This window comes from Microbacterium sp. Yaish 1, from assembly GCF_002245215.1.
Lineage (GTDB): Bacteria > Actinomycetota > Actinomycetes > Actinomycetales > Microbacteriaceae > Microbacterium.
The window spans coordinates 457930-476287 of the sequence record NZ_NPMR01000002.1; the positions used below are offsets into that span (position 1 = coordinate 457930).

At 70.0% G+C, this 18358-nt stretch carries 19 protein-coding genes; 6 read left to right on the forward strand and 13 right to left on the reverse strand.

Going from position 1 to position 18358, the window contains the following annotated elements; all coding sequences use genetic code 11:
• Positions 1–6 precede the first annotated feature (6 nt).
• Together ffh and CI089_RS11255 are read right to left on the reverse strand one after the other, a co-directional pair.
• Positions 7–1560, reverse strand: a complete 1554-nt coding sequence (gene ffh, locus CI089_RS11250) for a signal recognition particle protein (protein ID WP_094261654.1) — start codon at positions 1558–1560, stop codon at positions 7–9.
• Positions 1561–1593: 33 nt separating this feature from the next.
• The gene (locus CI089_RS11255) at positions 1594–2160 is read right to left on the reverse strand and encodes a TetR/AcrR family transcriptional regulator (protein WP_179223314.1); all 567 of its coding nucleotides are present in this window, start codon (positions 2158–2160) and stop codon (positions 1594–1596) included.
• A gap of 58 nt (positions 2161–2218) precedes the next feature.
• On the opposite strand from CI089_RS11255, the gene lipB reads away from it, so the two are divergent.
• Complete coding sequence (gene lipB, locus CI089_RS11260; protein WP_094261656.1) at positions 2219–2857, forward strand: lipoyl(octanoyl) transferase LipB; 639 nt, start codon at positions 2219–2221, stop codon at positions 2855–2857.
• Entirely contained in the window at positions 2854–3876 is a 1023-nt protein-coding gene (gene lipA, locus CI089_RS11265) for a lipoyl synthase (protein ID WP_094261657.1), read from the forward strand. Before lipB ends, lipA begins: the two co-directional genes overlap by 4 nt.
• A gap of 27 nt (positions 3877–3903) precedes the next feature.
• Here the strand turns inward: lipA and CI089_RS11270 are convergent, their stop codons facing one another.
• The 4 genes from CI089_RS11270 to smc are packed head-to-tail and all read right to left on the reverse strand — an operon-like array spanning position 3904 to position 9288.
• On the reverse strand, positions 3904–4347 hold the full coding sequence (locus CI089_RS11270; protein WP_094261658.1) for an MSMEG_6728 family protein: 444 nt from the start codon (positions 4345–4347) through the stop codon (positions 3904–3906).
• 1 nt (position 4348) lies between these two features.
• Positions 4349–4849: a DUF2004 domain-containing protein gene (locus CI089_RS11275; protein ID WP_023950989.1), complete on the reverse strand. Its 501-nt coding sequence runs from the start codon at positions 4847–4849 to the stop codon at positions 4349–4351.
• Positions 4850–4904: 55 nt separating this feature from the next.
• On the reverse strand, positions 4905–5777 hold the full coding sequence (gene ftsY / locus CI089_RS11280; protein ID WP_094261659.1) for a signal recognition particle-docking protein FtsY: 873 nt from the start codon (positions 5775–5777) through the stop codon (positions 4905–4907).
• A 4-nt stretch (positions 5778–5781) separates the two neighbouring features.
• Positions 5782–9288, reverse strand: a complete 3507-nt coding sequence (smc, locus tag CI089_RS11285) for a chromosome segregation protein SMC (RefSeq protein WP_094261660.1) — start codon at positions 9286–9288, stop codon at positions 5782–5784.
• Positions 9289–9657: 369 nt separating this feature from the next.
• Here smc and CI089_RS11290 point away from each other — a divergent pair, with 369 nt between their 5' ends.
• Both CI089_RS11290 and CI089_RS11295 read left to right on the forward strand, forming a co-directional pair.
• The gene (locus CI089_RS11290) at positions 9658–9909 is read left to right on the forward strand and encodes a hypothetical protein (protein WP_143738990.1); all 252 of its coding nucleotides are present in this window, start codon (positions 9658–9660) and stop codon (positions 9907–9909) included.
• Between the two features lie 48 nt (positions 9910–9957).
• Complete coding sequence (locus tag CI089_RS11295) at positions 9958–11085, forward strand: GNAT family N-acetyltransferase (protein ID WP_094261662.1); 1128 nt, start codon at positions 9958–9960, stop codon at positions 11083–11085.
• Here the strand turns inward: CI089_RS11295 and mutM are convergent.
• From mutM to CI089_RS11325, 6 genes are all read right to left on the reverse strand, one after another.
• Complete coding sequence (gene mutM, locus CI089_RS11300; RefSeq protein ID WP_094261663.1) at positions 11033–11929, reverse strand: bifunctional DNA-formamidopyrimidine glycosylase/DNA-(apurinic or apyrimidinic site) lyase; 897 nt, start codon at positions 11927–11929, stop codon at positions 11033–11035. The two genes, CI089_RS11295 and mutM, sit on opposite strands and share 53 nt — an antisense overlap.
• Complete coding sequence (gene rnc / locus CI089_RS11305; protein ID WP_094261664.1) at positions 11922–12614, reverse strand: ribonuclease III; 693 nt, start codon at positions 12612–12614, stop codon at positions 11922–11924. The genes mutM and rnc overlap by 8 nt, the downstream gene beginning before the upstream one ends.
• A gap of 11 nt (positions 12615–12625) precedes the next feature.
• A complete protein-coding gene (rpmF, locus tag CI089_RS11310; protein WP_013586329.1) occupies positions 12626–12835 on the reverse strand; it encodes a 50S ribosomal protein L32 in 210 nt (69 codons plus the stop codon).
• A 2-nt stretch (positions 12836–12837) separates the two neighbouring features.
• Positions 12838–13335 (reverse strand): YceD family protein, encoded by a 498-nt coding sequence (locus CI089_RS11315; RefSeq protein ID WP_094262463.1) that lies wholly within the window; start codon positions 13333–13335, stop codon positions 12838–12840.
• Positions 13336–13440: 105 nt separating this feature from the next.
• On the reverse strand, positions 13441–13938 hold the full coding sequence (gene coaD / locus CI089_RS11320) for a pantetheine-phosphate adenylyltransferase (RefSeq protein ID WP_094261665.1): 498 nt from the start codon (positions 13936–13938) through the stop codon (positions 13441–13443).
• Positions 13939–13947: 9 nt separating this feature from the next.
• Positions 13948–16107 (reverse strand): ATP-dependent DNA helicase RecG, encoded by a 2160-nt coding sequence (locus CI089_RS11325; protein WP_094261666.1) that lies wholly within the window; start codon positions 16105–16107, stop codon positions 13948–13950.
• A 57-nt stretch (positions 16108–16164) separates the two neighbouring features.
• Here CI089_RS11325 and CI089_RS11330 point away from each other — a divergent pair, with 57 nt between their 5' ends.
• Both CI089_RS11330 and rsmD read left to right on the forward strand, forming a co-directional pair.
• A complete protein-coding gene (locus CI089_RS11330) occupies positions 16165–16776 on the forward strand; it encodes a 1-acyl-sn-glycerol-3-phosphate acyltransferase (RefSeq protein ID WP_094261667.1) in 612 nt (203 codons plus the stop codon).
• Complete coding sequence (gene rsmD / locus CI089_RS11335) at positions 16773–17369, forward strand: 16S rRNA (guanine(966)-N(2))-methyltransferase RsmD (RefSeq protein WP_094261668.1); 597 nt, start codon at positions 16773–16775, stop codon at positions 17367–17369. Before CI089_RS11330 ends, rsmD begins: the two co-directional genes overlap by 4 nt.
• On the opposite strand, the gene thiL is transcribed toward rsmD, so the two are convergent.
• Positions 17339–18337: a thiamine-phosphate kinase gene (thiL, locus tag CI089_RS11340; protein WP_094261669.1), complete on the reverse strand. Its 999-nt coding sequence runs from the start codon at positions 18335–18337 to the stop codon at positions 17339–17341. The two genes, rsmD and thiL, sit on opposite strands and share 31 nt — an antisense overlap.
• Between the last annotated feature and the right edge of the window lie 21 nt (positions 18338–18358).

Genomic DNA, 18358 nt, shown 5'->3' on the forward strand with positions numbered 1-18358 from the left:
GCTGACTCAGCCCTTGCCGAAGAGCTTCTGGATCTCGGCGAGGTCGGCCTCGCTCGGCTGAGCCTGCCCGCCTGCCCCCAGACCGAAGCCGGAACCGGTCGGCGCCGTCGCGGTCGCGAGGCCCGCGTTCTCGGCGGCGCGCTTCGCGGGGTTGCCCGAGCGGGAACCGCCCTTGTTCTTGGCCTGCTTGCCGCGCTTGCTCGAGGCGCCGGGCTTGCCGCCCATCGGCCCCATTCCCGGGATGTTGGGAACGCCCCCGCGAGCGACGGTCTTCATCATCTTCGCCGCCTGCTCGAAGCGCTGGACCAGCTGATTGACGTCGGTCACCGTCATTCCCGAACCGCGCGCGATGCGCAGGCGACGCGAGCCGTTGAGGACCTTCGGGTTGCGACGCTCCGCCGGGGTCATCGATCGGATGATCGCCTCGGTGCGGTCGATCTCGCGCTCGTCGAACTGCTCGAGCTGCTGCTTCATCTGCCCCATGCCCGGCAGCATGCCGAGCATCTTCTTCATCGACCCCATCTTCTTCATCTGCTGAAGCTGGTCGAGGAAGTCCTCGAGCGTGAACTGCTCCTTGGCGAGCTTCTCGGCGACCGCGAGGGCCTCCTGCTCGTCGAACGCCTGCTGCGCCTGCTCGATCAGGGTGAGGATGTCACCGAGGTCGAGGATGCGGCTGGCCATGCGGTCCGGGTGGAAGGGTTCGAGGTCGTCGAGGCCCTCGCCCGTGGACGCGAAGATGATGGGGCGCTGAGTGACCGAGGCGACCGACAGGGCGGCACCGCCTCGGGCGTCGCCGTCGAGCTTCGAGAGGACGACACCGGTGAAGTCGACTCCCTCCTGGAACGCCTTCGCGGTGTTGACCGCGTCCTGTCCGATCATCGCGTCGATGACGAAGAGGACCTCATCGGGATCGGTGGCCTTGCGGATCGAGGCGGCCTGCTTCATCAGCTCCGCGTCGACGCCCAGGCGTCCCGCCGTGTCGATGATGACGACGTCGTGCTGCTGGCGGCGGGCATGCTCGACACCGTCACGTGCGACGCGCACGGGGTCTCCGACGCCGTTGCCGGGTTCGGGAGCGTAGATGGCGGCGCCGGCTCGCTCGGCCACGACCTGGAGCTGATTCACGGCGTTCGGACGCTGAAGGTCGCACGCGACGAGGAGGGGCGTGTGACCGTCCTTCTCGAGCTGCTTGGCGAGCTTGCCCGCGAACGTGGTCTTTCCCGAGCCCTGGAGCCCCGCAAGCATGATGACGGTCGGCGGGTTCTTCGCGAACTGCAGGCGGCGCTGCTCGCCGCCGAGGATGCCCACGAGCTCCTCGTTGACGATCTGGACGACCTGCTGCGCCGGGTTCAGCGCGCGATTGACCTCGTCGCCGAGCGCGCGCTCGCGCACCTTGGCGGTGAACTCCTTGACCACCGCGAGCGCGACGTCGGCGTCGAGAAGCGCACGGCGGATCTCACGGACGGTCTGGTCGACGTCAGCCGCCGAGAGCTTTCCCTTGGTGCGGAGATTCCGGAAGGTCTCGGTAAGACGGTCGGAGAGCGTGCCGAAAGTTGCCATGATCCCTCGATTCTATGCGAGAGGGCGACCCGGTCAGCGCCCCTGGACGATGGCGATGGCCCGCCCCATCTCCTGAGCCAGGTCGGCGCGACCCGCTCCCCCGCGGGCCCACGAGCGGACGGCGCCGAGCACCGCGCCTCCCCAGGCCGCGCCGAGGATGTCGGCTTCGAGTGGCGCCACCCCCGAGCGGTGAAGGGCGGCGGCGACGGCACGCGCGATGCGGGCGGCCCGCAGCGCGGCATCCCGCGCGAGCTCGTCCGACAGCCCCATGGCGACGTCGTTGACTATCGCCAGCGCCAGGGCGTCGGGGGCGAAGCCCCGCGCGAGGTCGGCGACCGCGGACGCGACCTCGTGGGCACCGCCGGCGCCCCGCAGCGCGAGCTCGAGCGCGCCGATCCGCTCGTCGAGCCCCGACCACAGGACGGCCGACTTCGACGAGAAGTAGTTGAAGAAGCTCGACCGGCTGACGCCGGCGCGCCGGGTGATGTCGGCGACCGTCGTCGCCTCGTAGCCGCGCTCGAGGAACAGCTCGCAGGCGGCCTCCGCGAGCGTCTCGCGGGACGACACGCGAGGCCGGCCGGCGCGGGTGGATGACGTCACCATGACAGCCTAGGCGTGTCGTATTGTTGGCCGCAGTCCAGTATCTCGAGGAGGATCCGTGCTCGATGTCCGCGTCGTGGGGCTCGCCCCCGCCGTCGTCCCCTACGCAGAAGGCTGGGAGCTTCAGCGCCGTGTTCACGACGCCGTCGTCGCCGGCAGTCCGGACACGCTGCTCCTGCTCGAGCACGAACCGGTGTTCACCGCGGGTGCGCGTACCGACCCCGCCGAGCGACCGACCGACGGGACGGCCGTCGTCGACGTCGACCGCGGCGGCAAGATCACCTGGCACGGTCCGGGTCAGCTGGTGGGGTATCCGATCCTGCGCCTGCCCGAGCCGGTCGACGTCGTCTCGCACGTGCGGAGGCTCGAGCGGGTCCTCATCTCAGCCGTCGCCGACCTGGGCGTCGCCGCCCGGCAGGTGGCGGGGCGAAGCGGCGTGTGGGTGAGTCAGGACGGCCACGATGCCAAGATCGCGGCCATCGGCGTCCGGGTTCAGCGCGGCGTGACGATGCACGGCTTCGCGCTCAACTGCGACAACGACCTCGCGCCGTTCGAGCAGATCATCCCGTGCGGCATCACGGATGCCGGCGTCGCGTCGCTCTCCACAGTCCTGGACCGGAGGGTCTCGCCCGCCGACGTGGTGGACACCGTCACGAGTCGCTTCCGCGCCGAGTTCGAGACGGCGGCCGCGGCATGAGCGGCGGATGCGCGGTGCCCGCCGCCCCCGCCGCGGGAGGGCCGGAGGGACGCAAGCTCCTTCGCCTGGAAGTGCGCAATGCGCAGACGCCGATCGAGCGCAAGCCGGAATGGATCAAGACGAAGGCGCGGATGGGCGAGGAGTATCGCGCGCTGCACGACCTCGTCCGCGAGGAAGGCCTGCACACGGTCTGCCAGGAAGCGGGATGCCCCAACATCTACGAATGCTGGGAAGACCGGGAGGCGACCTTCCTCATCGGCGGCTCGCAGTGCACACGACGGTGCGACTTCTGCCAGATCGACACGGGCAAGCCGGCCGAGTACGACACCGACGAGCCGCGCCGCGTCGCCGAGAGCGTCAGCCGGATGCAGCTGCGCTACGCGACGGTCACCGGGGTGGCGCGCGACGATCTCGCCGATGGCGGAGCCTGGCTGCACGCGGAGACGGTGCGACGGATCCACGCGGAGAACCCGGGCACGGGCGTCGAGATCCTCGCGACCGACTTCAACGGCGATGCGGCGCAGCTCGACGAGGTGTTCGCATCACGACCGGAGGTGTTCGCGCACAACGTCGAGACAGTCCCCCGCATCTTCAAGCGGATCCGGCCCGCGTTCCGTTACGAGCGCTCGCTCGGCGTGATCACGCGCGCCCGTGACGCCGGACTGATCACCAAGTCGAACCTCATCCTCGGCATGGGCGAGACCCCCGAGGAGGTCGTCCAGGCTCTCCGGGACCTGCACGATGCCGGCACCGACATCATCACGATCACGCAGTACCTGCGTCCGACGCCGCGCCACCTGCCCGTCGACCGGTGGGTCAAGCCGGAGGAGTTCGTCGGCTTCCGTGAGGAGGCGGAGCGCATCGGCTTCCTCGGCGTGCTCGCGGGACCGCTCGTGCGGTCGTCCTACCGGGCCGGCCGGCTGTGGGCGCAATCGATGACCGCCAAGGGTCGGCAGATCCCGCCGCACCTCGCGCACCTCGCCGACTCCGGGCAGTCCGGGTTCGCGCAGGCCGTCTGACGAGGCCCCGACCCGGCCGCGCGCGACTCAGGACGCGGTCGGGTCCGACGGCCAGATGTACGGGAGGTCGTCGGGAACATCGCCGAAACGCGGCCGGTAGAACGCGGCATCCTTCCGAACCAGGTTCGAACGGTGAGACAGATGGAACGCCTCATCGCCCAGCCACGGCGGCACGTCGAGTTCGCTCTGGGGCATCCCATCGACGTGAGGGGCGAACTCCAGCAGTTGCGGCCGGACGGTGTCAGCACGCCCGGCGCTGATCCACGCGTCGGTCATCGCGAGACCGTACGCCGTCAACGCGGGCAGGTATCCGCGCCACATCTTGGCGGCGGGGTGGTTGCGCCATCCGTATCCCGGCACGGTGTTGGCCCGCAGCAGCTGCAGCGTCTCGACGCGCTGCTTGCCGAGTCGCGCCGTGTCGAGCGCGGCCGCCGACTCGGCGAACGAGGGATAGGGCAGAAAAGTCTGCACGTCAGTCGGCGCTGGTGACCGACTGGATGCTGCCGTCGCTCGTGAGGTTGACCAGGAGCACCTCTTCGGTCGAGTCGGGGTCGAGCGCGTACTCCAGCACCGCGAACGGATCCGATCCGCCGTGCTCATCGGCCAGGATCGTCATGCTGATCAGCTGCAGCGACCGGATGACGTCCATGTGGACGTCGCCCGAGATGTCGACCAGGTACGACTCGATGTCCTCCCCGAGCTCCTCCTGCTGCTGGAGGATGAACTCGGTCACCTCGCTCGTGCGGTCGTTGAGCTCCGACACCATCGCGTTGCGGGCGGAGAGGTCGATCGATTCGATCGCCGAGATCATCGCGGCAGCGACGTCGAGCGCGGCGGCGGAGACGTCGTCCTGATCCGGGGCCGTGAGATCGACGGTGACCGTCTGGTCGCCGATCTCGACGTGATCCGACCAGAAGATCGATCCGTCCGGACCCGACTCGAGGAGTCCGAAGTAGTCGTGCTCGATCGCCATGTGTTTATGAAACCAGCCGTGAGGGTGCGGGGGAAGTGGAGATGCGGCGCGGCGCTCAGTCGACGAGAGCCGCTGCGAACACGTGCGGGGTGAAACCGGTGAGGTCGTTGATGCCCTCCCCCTGACCGAGCAGCTTGACCGGGATGCCGGTGCGTTCCTGGACGGCGAGCACGAAACCGCCACGCGCGGACCCGTCGAGCTTGGTGAGGACGAGACCCGTCACACCCGCGTGCTCGAGGAACGCCTCGGCTTGCATCACGCCGTTCTGGCCGGTCGTCGCATCCAGCACCAGCAGCACCTCGCTGATGGGCGCCTGCTTCTCGATGACGCGCCGGATCTTGGTGAGCTCGTCCATCAGCCCGCCCTTGGTGTGAAGGCGGCCCGCCGTATCGACGAGCACGATCTCCGTGCCCGTCCGCTTGGCGTAGTCGATCGTCTGGAAGGCGACGGAGGCCGGGTCCTGCCCCTCCTGCTGCGGCCGGACGATCTGGGCCCCGCCGCGCTCGGCCCACGTCGCGAGCTGGTCGACGGCCGCAGCGCGGAACGTGTCGGCCGCACCGACGACGACCGACCGGCCGTATCGCTGCAGGAACTTCGCGAACTTCCCGATCGTCGTGGTCTTTCCCACGCCGTTCACGCCGACGACGAGGACGACGGCGGGACGCTCGGTCAGACGCAGGGTCGAGTCGAACGCCGCGAACCGCTCCTCGAGCGTCTCCTTCAGCATGCGCTGGAGATCACGCGGGTCGGTTGTGCGATACCGCTCGACCTTGCCGCGCAGGTCGTCGACGAGACGCTCCGTGATGTCGGGCCCGAAGTCGGCCGTCAGGAGCGCCGTCTCGAGGTCGTCCCATGTGTTCTCGTCGATGGTCGGCTTGACGAAGAGCCCGCGCAGCGCGCGCGAGAGCGACCAGGGATTGTCGGCCATACCCTCAGCCTACGGCGCCCGCGCGCTCTCGCACGCGCTGACCGACGACCGCGGACACCCCGTCCTGCCGCATCGAGACGCCGTAGAGGGCGTCGGCGATCTCCATCGTGCGCTTCTGGTGCGTGATCACGATGAGCTGGCTCGACTCGCGGAGCTGTTCGAACACGCCGAGCAGGCGTCCGAGGTTGGCGTCGTCGAGAGCTGCCTCGACCTCGTCCAGGATGTAGAACGGGCTCGGCCGAGCCTTGAAGATCGCCGTCAGGAGCGCGACGGCGGCCAATGAGCGCTCGCCGCCCGAGAGCAGCGACAACCTCTCGATCTTCTTGCCGACGGGGCGCACGGCGACCTCGATGCCGGTCGTGAGCGGATTGTCCGGGTCGGTGAGCGAGATGCTGCCCGTCCCGCCCGGGAACAGGATCGGAAAGACCTCGCCGAACGCGATCTTGGTGTCCTCGAAAGCGGCGAGGAAGATCGACTGCATCCGCTCGTCCAGCTCCCCGATGATCGTCAGCAGATCGGTCCGCGTCTGCGTCAGGTCCGCGAGCTGTTCGGTGAGGAATGCGTGGCGCTGCTCGAGCGCGGCGTACTCCTCGAGAGCGAGAGGATTGACCCGCCCGAGCTGCGTGAGTTTTCGCTCCGCCTCGGCGAGGCGACGCCGCTGCGAGGTCCGGTCGAAGGGCACCGGCTCGCCCGAGTCGTCGAGCACGGGCTGGTCGGGACCATATTCCGAAACGAGAATGTCCTCGTCGAACCCGAGTTCGGATGCCACGCGTTCGAGCAGGCTCGTCACGTGCAGCTTCTTCTCGTGCATCTGCATCTCGAGTCCGTGGACCGATTCGGTGAGAGCTGACAGCCGGCTGCGCGCCGATTGATCCTGGCGGCGCAGCTCTGCGAGCTCGCTCGTGATCTCGCTCCGCGCCTGCTCGGCGCGACCCAGCTCCACGCGGGCGGCCGCGACCGACCTGTCGATCGACTCGAGCAGCGGCGGCAGCTGTGCGGCGACGGCATCCGCGATCGCACGCTGCTGCCGCCGGATGACGGCGCGCCGGGCGGCTTCGGCGGCGGCGGCGCGTTCGCGCTCGCGCTGGCGTTCGAGCTGAACCACCCGCGCCTCGCCGGCTCGCACACGCTCCCGCAGGGTCTCGACGTCGAGACGGGCGCGCATCTCGCGTTCGCGAGCCTGTTCGAGGGCTTCGAGAAGCCCCTCGCGCGCCGATGCGTCGAGGATCGGCCGCGGCGCCGCAGCTGCTGCCGCGAGCGCTTCCTCGGCCTCGCGAGCCGCCGATTCGGCCTCGGTCGCGGCAGACACGGCGGGGGCGATACCCGATTCGAGCCGGTCGCACTCCGCGACGGCCGCCTCATATCGCACGGTGGCTCGGTTGAGCTTCTCCGCGTCGGCCGCGAGCGCCGCATCGTGCGCGCGAAGGGTCTCGAGCGCTGTCCTCGTCCGGGTGCGAGCCTCGGACCACGCGGCCTGCGCCTCGGCGAGCGACTCGCGCAGCGCGTCGGCGACCACGCTCATCTCGCTGAGCCGCTCGGCCGCCGCATCCCGCTCGGCCGCGAGCTCGAGGCGCGAGCGCCCTTCGCCGGAGCCGGCCCGCACCGTGCGCCATGAGACGAGCTCACCCTGCTTCGTCACGACCACGGCACGGTCGCGTTCGTCCGCGCTCCAGCCGTCGCGGATGCGCACGGCGGCGTCGAGGTCGTCCGCGATGACCACGTTCCCCAGTTGCCCGACGACACCGTCGGGGCCGCTGACGACGTCGGTCGCGCGGACGGCACCCCGTGGGGCGGGGACAGCCTCTCCCCGCGCAGCATCGGCGAGGACGATGTCGACGACGCCGAGGTCGTCCGCGGAGGCGGTGGCGGCCGCGCGCAGCGCTGCCGCCACATCGACCGCGAGCACGCCTTCAGCGAGCGCCCCCAGAGCCGCAGCCACGGGTGCCTCGTAGCCCGGCTCGACCTTCACGGCGTCGGCGACGAGAGAACGCAGCCCCTCGTCGCCGCGCGAGAGGAGGTCGGCAGCGGCGTTTCGAACCTCGAGTGCGCGGCCGAGGGCGGCCGTCTGCGCCGTGAGCGACTCGACCTCGCGCTCGGCCGCGTGCAGCCGCTCACGGATCCCCGACAGCGCGGTCTCGGCGTCCGTCGCATCGCGCTGAGCCCGCTCGTAGGCGGCGGTGTGCTCGGCGGAGCTGATCTCGGGAGCCGCGTCCGCCTGGACCTGCTCGAGAGCTGCCTCGGCCTCGGCGCGGCGCGCGCGAGCGGCATCGAGGCCCCGCTGCTGCCGCTCGACGGTCGCCCGGAGGGCCTCCAGCCGAGAGGCTGCGGCCTCGGCACGCCCCCGGAGCTTGGTCAGGCGCATGTCGTGCTCCGAGACGAGAGCGCTCTGCGCGGCGATGTCGGCGTCGAGCGCATCGAGTTCGGCGCGCGCCCGGATGACGTCGCGGGATGCCGCAGCAGCCGCATCCTGCGCATCGCCGACGCCCGACGCGATGTCGTCGACCTCCTGCCGCGCCTCGTCGATGGCCGACTGCCCGACCGTGGCGACCTCGATGGAGAGCTGGCCGTCGTCTTCGAGGAGCGCCCGGCGCTGCGCTGCGAGCGTGTGCAACCCGCGCACCCGCTCCTGGACCTGTTCGAGCGCGAAAGCGGTGGCGCGTGCGCGATCGACGGCCTCGGACCGCTGCTCGGCCTCGAGCTCGTCGATACGCCGCTTCACACCGTCGAGCCGGTCCTGCAGCACGAGCCGCTCGGCGTGCCGCTCATGCTCGTCGCGGGCATGGTCGGCGAGTTGCGCACGCAGCGCGACGAGGTCGTCGGCGAACAGCCTCGCCTTCGCGTCGCGGACGACGGCGGCGATCGTCGCCGCTTCGCGTGCGATCTCGGCCTGCTTGCCGAGCGGCTTCAACTGCCGTCGCAGCTCGCCCGCCAGGTCGCTCAACCGCGTGAGGTTCGCCTCCATCGCCTCGAGCTTGCGAACCGTCTTCTCCTTGCGGCGCCGGTGCTTGAGGATGCCCGCCGCCTCCTCGATGAAACCGCGGCGGTCCTCCGCGCTCGCCTGCAGCACGGTGTCCAAGCGCCCCTGCCCGACGATGACGTGCATCTCGCGGCCGAGACCGGAGTCGCTCAGCAGCTCCTGCACGTCCAGCAACCGGCATGTCTCACCGTTGATCGCGTACTCGCTCGACCCGTTCCGGAAAAGCGTGCGGCTGATCGTCACCTCGGAGTATTCGATCGGGAGCACGCCGTCGTGGTTGTCGATCGTCAGCTGCACCTCGGCACGACCGAGCGGCCCGCGTGTCGCGGTGCCCGCGAAGATGACGTCCTCCATCTTGCCGCCGCGGAGCGTCTTGGCGCCCTGTTCGCCCATGACCCAGGCGAGCGCGTCGACGACGTTCGACTTGCCCGAGCCGTTCGGCCCGACGATGCAGGTGACACCCGGTTCGAGCACGAATGTCGTCTGTTGGGCGAACGACTTGAAGCCCTTGAGCGTGACGCTCTTCAGGTGCATGTCGAACCCTCCCGGCGCTCGGTCAACGTCCACACGCTACCGGAGGATGACGGGCCGGACTTGACGCCGCACCGGAGGGACCGCTAGCGTCACTTCCCGCATCCCTGACGAAAGGAGGTTCCCCGATGTTGATTTCTGTCACGGCGTTTAACGCTGTTGCTGTTCGTTCCGAGCACCGCGACCGTTTCTCGTGCGCTATCGGTGGAGCCGTCGTCGTCGATGCTCCGCTGAACGTCTGAGTCTGCGAGTCCCTCGCCCCGTTCCGCCTTTCCGCCCCGCGTGATCGCCACGCGCCGGGCAGCAGCCCTGGCTGCACCCGCGACGCACATCGTCGCCATCGCACATCCGCCCTCTTCGAACGAGGACACCATGAACACCGTCGTACAACGACGTCCCGAGGTCGCGCCTGCGCGGCCTGCCATTCCCGAGCAGACGGCCCTCGGCCGTCCGACCCTCGCCCAGCGCCTTGCGCTGCGGATCGCACTGCGCCTCATCGTGTGGAGCGCGAACCGCGGCGCCAGCTCTGCGCCCGAGGTCGCGTACCGCCGCGAGCAGCTCGCCGCCCTCGAGTCGCGCGAGCGCCACTGGGAGCGCGCGTACCTGCTCACTCCCTACCGTTGATCCGCGTGGGGTCTCGGCGACGAGACCCCACGCCATCGAAAGAGAACCATGAACGACATCACCGCGCAGCTCGAGCTGCGCTCCCTCCACATCCCCGACAGCATCGATGCACCGGACGCCGTGGACTTCTGCGAGATGGTGCGCGTGCGCAATCTCGTGTATCGCGAGATCACCGGCGGCGATGACGATGCCGCCCGCCCCGACGAGCTGCTCCCCCACTATCGCCCGAGCCCGGATGAGACGAGATTCAGCTGGCTCGTGCTCTGGGAGGGCAGAGTCGTCGGGCGCGTGGGTCTCGACATCCCCCACGAGGCCGGATCCGACACCGCGTACTGGCTCATCGAGCTGTTGCGCGAGGTCCACGGGCGCGGAATCGGGTCCCGCGCGCACGCTCTCATCGAGCGCACGGCTCGGGAGCATGGACGTCACGTTCTGCAGACGTACGCGGAGCATCCCGATCAGCCGGGCGACCGGCTGGCCGCGCCCACGGGGTACGGTGACATCCCCCGCGACCTTGCCGCGCGCTTCCTGCTGCGTCACGGCTACACCCTCGAGCAGATCAACCGGAAGAGCGTGCTGGATCTGCCCGGCTCCGCCGCCGTCATCGATGCGCACCTGGCGAGAGCCACAGTGGCGGCCGCCGGGTACCGCGTGGTGCGATGGACCGCGCCGACACCGCCGGCGTTCGTCGAAGGGTACGCGTGGCTGAAGTCCCGCATGTCGACCGATGCCCCCGCGGCAGGCCTCGAGGTGGACGAGGAAGAGTGGGATGCCGCACGCCTGGCCCGCCACGATGCGCGCTACGTCGAAGCGGACCAGACACTGCTCGTGACCGCGGCGCAGCACATCGAGACCGGCGAGCTCGCGGCCTTCAACGAACTCATGATCAGCTCCGACCGCACCGGCGCGACCCACCAGCACGACACGCTCGTGGCGTCGAGCCACCGGGGCCACCGGCTCGGCATGCTCGTGAAGTGTGCGGGGCTCGTCGCGTGGCGTGAGATCGCACCCGACTCACCCCGCGTCATCACGTACAACGCCGAGGAGAATCGCCCGATGCTCGACATCAACGAGGCCCTCGGGTTCCGGCCGCTCTCGTACGAGGGCGCGTGGAAGAGACGGCTCAGTGACGACGCCGCTGGCAGCGCGGGCAGTAGTGGGATGACCGGTTCGTGAACGCGACCCGGACGATGGCCGAGCCGCACCGCGAGCACTCCGCTCCGGTGCGGCCATAGGCCTCGAGAGAGTGCGCGAAGTAGCCGGCCTGGCCGTTGACGTTGACGTACTGGGCGTCGAAGCTCGTGCCGCCTTCGGCGAGAGCCTTCGTCATCACCGCGACGACGGCCTGCAACAGGCGTTCACGCGCGGGCCTCGAGAGGAGGGATGCCACGGTCTCCGGGTGGATGCGGGCCGCCCACAGCGCCTCATCGGCGTAGATGTTGCCGATTCCGCTGACCACGCCCTGATCGAGCAGAACGCGCTTGATGCCCGACGACCGCCGCGCCAGCTCCCGGTGAAAGCGGGCCGCATCGAAGGCCGGGTCGAGGGGGTCGCGGGCGATGTGCCGCACCTGACCCGGGATCAGCGCAGCATCCGTTCCGCGCCCGGCTGCGGCGCCGTCCGCTGTGGGCTCGAGGTCGTCGACGGCGAGAGAGCCGAAGGTCCGCTGGTCGACGAACAGGACGGAGAGCTCGCCGTGCTCCGGGTGCACGATGTCCCAGCGGATGCGTTCGTGACGCTCGGTCGGCGCACCGGGCTCGCGCAGCAGCATCTGCCCGCTCATTCCGAGGTGGGCGATGACCGCACGCTGGGTGCCCTCCACGGGGAACCAGAGGAACTTGCCGCGTCGCGCGGCGGCGGTCACGGAGCGGCCGGTCAACTCCTGCTCAAACGACTCCGGCGTCCCGACGTGGCGCGTGAGCGCGCGCGCGTCGAGGACCGTGCAGGCCTCGATCCGCGCACCGACGACGGCCGGCTCGAGACCGGCACGGACGACCTCGACTTCGGGCAGCTCAGGCACGGGCCGACAGCACGTGCCACACAGCGAGGGCGGCGGCCATCTCGGCCTGCTTCTTGCTGCTTCCCACGCCCTCGCGTGACACGTCGCCGACGGTGACGGTCGCGGTGAAGACACGGTGGTGGTCCGGCCCCGAGGCCACGATGCCGTACACGGGAGGTGCAACGCCCAGGTGCGCGGCGAGCTCTTGCAGCGAGGTCTTCGGGTCCATCGCCGCGCCGTACCGCGCGGGGTCGGCCAGAAGCGGCGCCACCAGGCGGAGGACCAGTTCCTGCGCACGGTCCGGGCCCGCCGAGAGGAACGCCGCACCGATCACGGCCTCCATGGCGTCGGCGAGGATCGAGTCCTTGTCGCGACCGCCGGTCTGGGTCTCGCCGCGGCCCAGCATGATGTGGTCGCCGAGCCCGATCGTCCGAGCGACCTCAGCGAGCGCGACCGTCGACACGACGCTCGCACGACGCTTGGCGAGCGCACCCTCGTCGAGATCCGGATGCGTGCGGAAGAGGTGCACGGTGACGGCCTGACCGAGGATCGAGTCGCCGAGGAACTCGAGACGCTCGTTGTGAGGCGTCCCGCCGTTCTCGTATGCGTAGGACCGATGGGTCAGGGCGAGCGACAGAAGCTCGGGGTCGATATCGACCCCGAGCTTGTCGGTGAGCGCTGAGCGCTCGGTAATGTTCTCAGTCACGCCGCTCGTCGTCAGACGTCAGCGACCTTGCGACCCTTGTACTCGAGGAACAGCTCGGTGCCCTGCGAGTCGGTGACGACCTTCGCCTGGTGGGGACGGCTGTAGACGACCTTGCCGTTCTCGATGGTCTTGACGAGGGCGGGAGCCTCGGCCTTCCACTGCGCGCGACGCGAACGCGTGTTGGAGCGGGAGACCTTCCGCTTCGGGGGGTTACCTGCCATGGCTAGCTCTTCTCTGTGTCGGGCGCGACGCGATGGTCTGCGTCGTCGTGGTCTGGGGTGTAGGCCGTCAGCGCGGCCCAGCGCGGGTCGATCTGCACCTGCTCCGCAGGCTCCGCTCCGGGCGTCAGCTTCTCACCCGTGACCGGGTCGAGCCCGGGGCAATCCGGCTGACACACCGGCTGGAACGGAAGCGCCAGGACGATCGAATCCCTGACCGGAGTTTCAAGATCCACGTGGTCGTCTTGAACCTCGAAGTCGGACGCTTCGTCCCCAGAATACCCGAAGAGCTCCTGAAACTCGATTCGGAGGGGGCGTGTCAGCTCCGTGAGGCACCGACCGCAGACCCCTTCGTAAACGGTGTCCGCCTCCGCGGTGGCCAGGATGCCCTCGTGGACCGACTCGAGGCGCACCTCGAGATCGATCGGCTGACCCGACGGGACGAAGACGAGGCCCTCACCCCATTTGTCGGGCGCGGGCACGCTGAACGCGAACTCCCGCATCTCCCCCGGCTGGCGCACGATGTCGTGCACGGGGATGACGAATGGTCCGGTGACGTGCTTTCTACCCACGATCGACCATGGTAGTCGCCGTGGCGACGAGCGGACTCAGATGCCGCGGGATCCCGTGTCGAGGAAGCGCGCGACGGGACCTGGGACGAAGGGCGACACGTCGCCGCCGAGCGACGCGACCTGCCGCACGAGCGAGCTCGAGACGAGCGCGTGCGCGGGGTCGGGAAGGAGGAACACGGTCTCGATCTGTGCGAGGTGTCGATTGACGATCGCCATCGGCGTCTCGTACGCGACGTCGACCTGCGAACGAATCCCTTTGACGAGGATCCCGGCGCCGACGTCGGTCGCGTAATCGACGAGCAGCCCCATGCTCCAGGCGGCGACGACGATCTCGCCCTCGATCCCGGCGTCGTCGATCGACTGCTCGAGAAGCGTCTGCCGCTGTGCGATGGGGAGCATCGCTTCTTTCCCCGGGTTGTGCACGACCAGGACGTGGAGCTGGTCGTAGAGTGCCGCGGCCCGACGGATGACGTCGAGATGGCCGAGGGTCGGCGGATCGAAGGAGCCGGGCACGACCGCGATCCGGTTGCTCATGCTCCGAGCCTAGTTCCTATGGAGCGCGCCGCGCTCGTCTTCGCCCAGCCGCCGCGCGATCGCGGCGGCGAGTCCCGGATGGCGGGAGAGATCGGGGTCGTCGCGCAGCACCGCGGCGGCTTCCTCGCGCGCCTGCGCGATCAGATCGGCGTCGGCGACGACGCGAAGCAGACGGAGGGAAGAGCGGGCGCCCGACTGGGCATCGCCGAGAACGTCTCCCTCGCCGCGGAGCTCGAGATCGACCTCGGCGAGGGAGAAACCGTCGGTCGTCGCCGCGACGGCCTCGACCCGCGAACGCGCCGCCGTGTCGGGGTCGGCCTCGGTGACCAGGAGGCAGAGACCGGGAACGCTTCCGCGACCGACCCGGCCGCGGAGCTGGTGCAGCTGCGAGACGCCGAAACGTTCGGCTTCGAGGATCACCATCGTCGAGGCGTTGGGCACATCGACACCGACCTCGACGACGGTCGTGGCCACGAGCACGTCGATCTCACCGCGGGCGAACGCCTGCATCACGGCATCCTTCTCGTCCGCAGGCATCTTGCCGTGCAGCGTGGCCACCGTCAGATCGGCGAAGGACGGATGCTGCGCGAGCATCGCGCTCGCCTGCACGACGCCCCACCGCGTGCGCGTGCGCGTGCCGTCTTCGAGCATGCCCGCATCATCGGTGTCGTCGACGACGGCCTTCTCGGCGTCGATCGCCGCGCAGACGACGAAGGCCTGACGCCCGGCAGCCACCTCCTCGGCCACGCGCTCCCACACCCGCCCGAACCAGCCCGGCTTCTCGGCCAGGGGCGCGACGAACGTCGAGATGCCCGCGCGCCCCGTCGGCATCGTGCGGATCGTCGACACGTCGAGGTCTCCGAAGACCGTCATCGCCACGGTGCGAGGAATCGGCGTCGCCGTGAGGACGAGCACGTGGGGCGAGGTGCCCTTGGCGCGCAGGGCCTCGCGCTGCTCGACCCCGAATCGGTGCTGCTCGTCGACGACGACGAGGCCGAGGTCGGCGAACGTCGTCGAGGCGCTCAGCAGGGCGTGCGTACCGACGACGATGCGCGCCTGCCCGGATGCGGCGCGCAGCGCGGCCTTGCGCCGTTCGGCGGCCGGCTGCGTCCCCGTGAGCAGGGTGGGCATCAGCTCGGGCGCCAGCCGTGGCCCGAGCATCTTCGCAATGGACCGCACGTGCTGCGCAGCGAGCACCTCGGTCGGCGCGATCAGCGCTGCCTGCCCACCCGATTGCGCAACCTGCAGCATCGCGCGCAGGGCTACGAGGGTCTTGCCCGACCCGACCTCCCCCTGCACGAGACGATTCATCGGCCACTCGTTGACGAGGTCTTCGGCGATCGCGTCACCGACCGCGATCTGGTCCGGTGTGCGCTCGAAGGGCAGGGAAGCATCGAACTGCTCGAGCAGGTCGCCCGCGGGCCGGGAGGTCGCGGCGAGCTGGCGGACCTGGATGCGGTGCTGAAGGAGTGCAGCCTGCAGGACGAACGCCTCGTGCATGCGGAGAGTCGCGAACCCCGGCCGCACCTGTTCGGGAACCGTGGGCGTGTGGACCTGGACGAGCGCCGCGCGCGCGTCGAGGAGCTGATGGCGTGCGCGCACGTCGTCGGGGAGCGGGTCGGGCACCTCGCCGAGGCGGGCGATGACATCGGCGATGATCTTGCGCAGCTGCCAGCTGGTGACGGTGCTCGTGGCGGAGTAGATGGGGATCGGTTCGAGGCTTCGCGCGACGGCGGTCACGCGTGCCTCGATCTCGTCATCGAAGAGCTCGTAGTCGGGATGCGCGAACTGCTGCTTCCCCTTGAATACGCCGACCTTGCCGGAGAAGATGCCCTGTCGCCCGACCCGAAGCTCTTGCAGACGCCACTTCTGTCCGAAGAAGGTCAGCGTCGCCTCGCCGACGCCATCGCTGATCACGACTTCGAGGAGCGAGCCGCGGCGCTGACGCATCGGGCGCTCGGACACCGATTTCACCTCGGCGACGATCGTCGCCATCTCGCCGACGGGCAGTGAAGAGATGGGCGTCAGCTCGCCACGACGGGCATAACGACGCGGATAGTGCGCGAGGAGGTCGCCGACGGTGGACATCCCGAAAGCACGCGAGAGGGTCGCAGCGACCTTCTCGCCCACGGCCTGCGGCAGCGGGGTATCCAGGTCGACCTGCGGCATGGACACGAGTCTAGGCAGGAGGTCGGACACGGTGCCGCCAGGCTCTACGGTAAGAGGATGCTCCGACGCGCGATCGCCCGCCTCTTCTGGACGTTCAGCCGCTGGCGCCTCGTCAGCACGCCGGCCCCCACGAGGCCCACGATCCTCATCGGGGCACCGCACACCTCGAACTGGGACTTCGTGCTCATGCTCGCCATCGCGTGGCGCCTGCAGATTCCGATCCGCTGGCTCGGGAAGAAGAGTTTGTTCCATGGGTGGCGGAACGGTCCGATGCGGCGGCTGGGCGGCATCCCCGTCGATCGGGACGACCCGTCGCGCGTCGTCGACGACGTCCTCGCGCTGATCGCGGCGGGCGACGTGTTCGGCCTCGTCATCACCCCCGACGGGACCCGGACCTCGCGCACCGGATGGAAGTCGGGCTTCTACCGCATCGCGCGTGCGTCGGGCCTGCCCGTCACGCTCGGCTACGTCGACCGCACCACGATGACCACGGGCCTGGGACCGACGATCGAGCTCACGGGCGACGTCGCGGCCGACATGACGGTCATCCGAAACTTCTACGCCGACAAGTCCGGGTTCCGTCCCGAGCTCCGCAGCGAGCCGCGTCTGCGCGATGAAGAGGGCCGCGGGGCCTCGGACGATGGTGCCGGAACGGCGGCTCCGGCATGACCCGCATCATCGCCGGCGCGGCAGGATCTCTCGCGCTGCGTGTACCCGATCGCGGGACGCGTCCGACGAGCGATCGCGTCCGCGAGTCCCTCTTCGGCGGCCTCGACGCATCGGGCATCCTCGACGGCGCGCGTGTGCTCGACCTGTATGCCGGCTCGGGAGCGCTCGGCTTGGAGGCGCTCAGCCGAGGGGCCGCATCCGTCGACCTCGTGGAGAAGTCGGCCTCGGCCGCCACCGTGACCGAACAGAACGCACGGACGGTCGCGCGAGCAGTCGCCTCGTCGGCGGTCAGGGTCCACCGCAGCAGCGCCGACACGTTCCTCCAGTCGGCGACCGGCCCGTTCGACCTCGTCTTCCTGGACCCGCCCTACGACCTCGACGACGGCGCCCTCGCCGTCACGCTCGCGTTGCTCGCAGACGTCTGCTCCCCCGGGGCGATCGTCATCGTCGAACGCGCCAGCCGCTCCCCCGAGCCGCGTGTTCCGGCCCAGCTCGAGCCGTTGCGCACGAAGCGTTACGGCGACACGGCCCTGTGGTGGTTCGAACGCGCGGTCGACGCCGATCAGCCGCCGGCGCCGTCCCAGTCGCGGTAAGGGTCCCACCCGCCGGCCGAACGCTCCGGCAGTCCATCGACGGTGAGCGGGTCGGGGCCGGCCTCCCCGACCGAACCGATCGGACGAAAGCCCGCCGGGAGGACGGCGTTCGCCGGGAAGGTCGCGAGGAGCGCATGATCCTCCCCGCCGCGGAGCGCACGATCGCTGTCCGAGCCGAGCGCGAGCCGTTCGATGTCGAGCGTCACCCCCGAGGCGCGCGCGAGCCGGCGGGCGTCGCGCACGAGGCCGTCCGAGACATCCATCATCGCGGTCGCGCCCGCTCTCGCCGCAGCCGCACCCGACCCGATCGGCGGGCGCGGACGGAGCTGGCCCGCCACGGCAGCCCCCTCGGACGCGGTGAGCGTTGCGGCGTCCACGGCGACCGCGTGACCGCGCTCGTCGCGGAACCTCTCGAACAGGATGTCGAGCCCGGCCGCCGCGAGCCCGACCTCGCCGCAGATCGCCAGGATGTCGCCGGGGCGGGCCCCCGAGCGGAGCACCGGTGCGTGCCCCGGCTCGAGTTCACCGACCGCGGTCACCGCGATCGTCAGAGTGTCCGAGCTCGTGAGATCGCCGCCCGCGACACGGCAGCCCGGGGCGAGCTCGTCACAGGCCTCGCGCAGACCGGTCGCGAGCTCCCGAACGAACCCGATGCTCGTGTCGGGGGGCATCGCGAGAGCGACGAACAGGGCTACGGGCCGGGCGCCCATCGCGGCGACGTCCGCCAGGTTGACCGCCGCGGCCTTCGCGCCGAGGTCCCTGCCGGACGACCACGCGAGACGGAAATCGGGCCCGTGGATGAGGGTGTCGGTCGTCACGACGACGCGCGCATCGGCGAGTCGAAGCACCGCCGCGTCGTCACCGGGTCCGACGAGCGAATCGGAAGGACCGAGGCGTTCGAGGATCGCGGCGAGCACCGCCTCCTCCGAGAGCGAGCCGACGGGGGTGGCGGAGGCGGCGTCGGGCATGGCTCCACGCTACCGTCGCGG